Source organism: Streptomyces sp. NRRL WC-3549 (assembly GCF_000721935.1).
Lineage (GTDB): Bacteria > Actinomycetota > Actinomycetes > Streptomycetales > Streptomycetaceae > Streptomyces.
In genome coordinates, this window is sequence record NZ_KL585409.1 from 841 (window position 1) to 4,560 (window position 3,720).

Annotated in this window: 1 protein-coding gene and 1 pseudogene; both read right to left on the reverse strand. The window is 76.0% G+C overall.

What is annotated here, in order from left to right; all coding sequences use genetic code 11:
* A partial coding sequence (locus IH13_RS45565) for a beta-ketoacyl [acyl carrier protein] synthase domain-containing protein (protein WP_267883862.1) occupies nt 1-660 on the reverse strand: 660 nt, incomplete at its 3' end.
* A 121-nt stretch (nt 661-781) separates the two neighbouring features.
* A pseudogene (locus IH13_RS0119560) lies at nt 782-3,697 on the reverse strand (SDR family NAD(P)-dependent oxidoreductase); the annotation flags it as partial.
* Between the last annotated feature and the right edge of the window lie 23 nt (nt 3,698-3,720).

Consider the following 3,720-nt stretch of genomic DNA (forward strand, 5'->3'; position numbering starts at 1 on the left):
GCGGGCGTCGATGCCCGCGGCGGCCAGCGCCTGTTCCACCAGGGCCTGCTGGGCCTGTGGGTTGGGCACGGTGTAGCCGCTGGTCCGGCCGCCGTGGTTGACGGCGCTGGAACGGATCACGGCGTGCACGGTGTCGCCGTCGCGGACCGCGTCCGACAGCCGTTTGAGTACCACCGCGCCGACGCCCTCGCCGGGCACGTACCCGGTGCCGCCCGCGCCGAAGGCCCGGCAGCGGCCGTCTGCGGACAGCATGGTCCTGCGGCTGAGGTGCACGTACTTGTCCGGGTGCACGGCGACGTTGACGCCGCCGGCGACGGCGTACGAGCACTCGCCGCGGCGGATGCTCTCGCAGGCCTGGTGCACGGCGACGAGGGACGCGGAGCAGGCGGTGTCGACGACCACGCTGGGGCCGCGGAAGTCGCAGAAGTAGGAGACCTGGTTGGCGATGGCGGAACGGTTGGCCAGTACGACCTGGTGGTTGCCGCGGGCCGACTCGACGGCGGCGAGGATCGCGTAGTCGTCCCACATGACACCGGCGAACACCCCGACATCGTGCCCCTGGCCGCCGTGACGGGGCGCCGGGATCCGGGACGGCGGGTAGCCGGCGTCCTCCAGGGCCGACCAGGCGGTCTGCAGGAAGAGCCGCTCCTGCGGGTCCATCGTGCGCGCCTGCTTGGGCGCGATCTGGAAGAACAACGAGTCGAAGGCTGTCTCTTATACACATGCCCGGTGCGGCCGGGTCCGCGTCGAACAGGGCGTCGGCGTCCCAACGGTCCGCGGGGACCTCGGTGACGCAGTCGCGGCCGTCGGCGAGGTTCCTCCAGAACTCCTCCAAGGTGTCTGCCTGGGGGTACCGGCCGCTGATACCGATGACGGCGATCGGCTCGTCGGCGTCCCGGCGGGCGGACGGGGCTTCCGGCCCCGGGTCGGGCGCGGGCCCGGACACGGGGGCCGCGTCGTGCCGCGACGGCCGTGTCTCCGGCCGCGAAGGAACGGTCTCCTCGGGGAACAGCCGGGCGACGGCGTCGGCCTGCTCGGCGAGGATGTGGCCGGCCAGCTCGTCGACCGTCCGGAACTCGAAGAAGACGGTGCCGCGCAAGCCCGGGAAGTCCTTCCCCAGCAGCGAGTTGGACTCCATGACCAGCACCGAGTCCAGGCCGTAGTCGTCCAGGGGGACGCGGCTGTCGAGGCGCCCGGAGGGCAGCTTGAGCACGCCCGCGAGGACCTCGCGCAGGTGCTCCACCAACCGGGCCCGGAGCCGGCCGGTGCGGGCGGCGGGCGCCGGCGCGGCGGGCCGGGCCGCGCCGGGCGTACCCGTCAGCGCGGCGTCGACGACCGCCGGCTCGCCCCAGGCGGGCACGAGCCATGGGGCGCCGGGGGCGAAGGAGCGGGCGAGGAGGTCGAGACCCGCTTCTGCGGTGAGCGCCCGCATACCGCTGCGGCGGGTGTACGCGGCCAGTTCCTCCTCGCGGACCAGCCCGTCGACCCCGCCGACCGCCCACAGCGGCCAGGCCAGGGACAGGCTGCGGCCGTGCCCCTCGCCCCGGCGCACCCGGCGGTCCCGGAGCACCGTGTAGAGGTCGGCGAAGCGGTTGGCGGTGGCGTAGCCGGCGGCTCCGAAGTCGCCGATGAGCGAGGAGACGGAGGAGAAGACCACGAAGAGGTCGAGAGAGTCCCCGCGGGTCAGCCGGTCCAGGTGGACCAGGCCGTGGGTCTTGGCGCCGAGGAGACGGGCGAATCGCTCCCGGTCGCCGTCTGCGCGGCCCTCGTCGGCGACGCCTGCCAGGTGGAACACGCCGTGCAGAGCGCCGAACCGGTCGCGGGCGGCGGCCAGCGCCGCACCGAGTTCGTCTGCCCGGGCCACGTCGGCGCGCAGCGCGAGTACCTCGGCGCCCAGGCCGGTCAGTGTGCCGTGCCAGGCCCGGGTCGGCTCGTCGGGCTCGGAGCGGCCGATCAGGACCAGCCTGGCCGCGTGGGTGCGCGCCAGGTGCTCGGTGAGGACGCGGCCGATGGCACCGGCGCCGCCGGTCACGACGTACACGCCCCCGTCCCGCAGGGGCACGTCGGCCGCGCCGACCGGCCCGGTGAGCGGGCGCAGGACCCGTATCTGCCGCTCGCCGGAGGCCGTACGGCGGACCTCCAGGCCCGCGGCGCGGGGCGCGGCGCGCAGTTCCACCGCCACGGCCCGGGCGACCTCGGCGGCCGGGGCCGCGGTGTCCACGCCGAGGGTGAACAGTTCCAGGCGCGGCGCGACCGGCCCGGTGGAGCGGGCGAACCCGGCCAGGGCGGCCCACTCGGGCCGGTCCTCGCCGGCGTTCTGTGCGTGCAGCACCAGGCACCGCACCCGGCCTGGCAGCACGTCGGTGCGGGCCGCGTCGAGCACGTCGAGGACGGGGGCGCAGGCGCTGTCGAGCAGGTCGGCGGGCGATCCGGCGTCCGCGTCACCGAGGACGAGGGCGAGGTCGAGTCCTTCCTCGCCGACGAGGGAGGAGAGTCTGCCGGTGTCCTCGCCGACGGCGACGACGCGCCGCCACACGCCGGTCGCGGCCAGCGCGGACTCCAGTTCCGGGTGCCGGCCGAGCAGGGCGAGGGTCCCGGCGGCGTCCGCCGGTTCCGGATCGGCGGCGGAACGCCAGTACGGCTCGTACAGGCGGGGTTCGCCCGAAGCGGGCCCGGACACGGCCCGCGCGGGCTGTGCGGCGGACGCACGGCCGGGCAGCGCCGCCTGGGCGCCGGACGCAGGTCCCGCAGGCGCCGCCTGGGCACCGGGCAGCCGGCCCGCGAAGTCCCGTACGGAGGCGAGGACGCGGCCCTGGTCGTCGTACACGGTCAGATCGAAGCGGCGCACGCCCGCCGACTCGCCGGAGAGCCGGGCGTGCGCGTGGCAGACCTCGGGCAGCGGGGCGAAGGAGTCCAGGGCGCCGAGGCTGAAGGGGACGGCGAGTTCACCGGGGAGCGGCGCGGTGCTCCGGCCGGTCCAGTGGCAGGCCCGCAGGGCGCCGTCGAGGAGCGCCGGGGGCAGCTGGGTGTCCGGTGCGGCACCGGACCGGGTCAGTCGGACCAGTGCCTCGCCGGGACCGACCCGGATCTCGTCGATGACGCGGAACGAGGGGCCGTACACGAAGCCGGCCGCCGCGTACTCGGTGTACGCGGTGGGGCCGTCGCGTACGACGGACGTCCGGGCGCGCAGCGCGGCGAGGTCCTCGGCGGCCTCGGGGGCGTCGGGGGCCGGGACGGCACTTCCGCGTACGTGGGTGGTGCGGTCCGCACCGGTCCCGGTGTACACCTCGAAGACCAGCCCCGTGCCGTCCGGGCGGAAGGAGACGTACAGCTCCGTCTCACGGTCGTCGAGTCCGACGGCTCGGCCCCACACCACCTCGCGCAGGGCGTGCCGGGTGCCGGGCTCGGCGAGCGCGGCGGCGGCTCGGACGAACTCCAGTGTCGCCGCGCCCGCGAGCACCGGCCGGCCCTCGATCAGGTGGTCACGCAGCAGCGGGTCGTGCGCGCGCAGCGTCTTGCGGAAGCGCACCTCGGTGACCGTGGACTCGTTGGCGTCGACCAGCGGATGCGGAGCGGCCGCGCCCAGGTCGGGGTCGAGGGGGATCCAGTGGCGCTCCGCGGCGAACGGGTACCGCGGGGCGCGCACCCGGCGAGGAGCGGGCCCCGGCCGGCCGGCGTGCCAGGCCGCCCAGTCCACGTCGGCGCCGGCCAGCCAGCGGC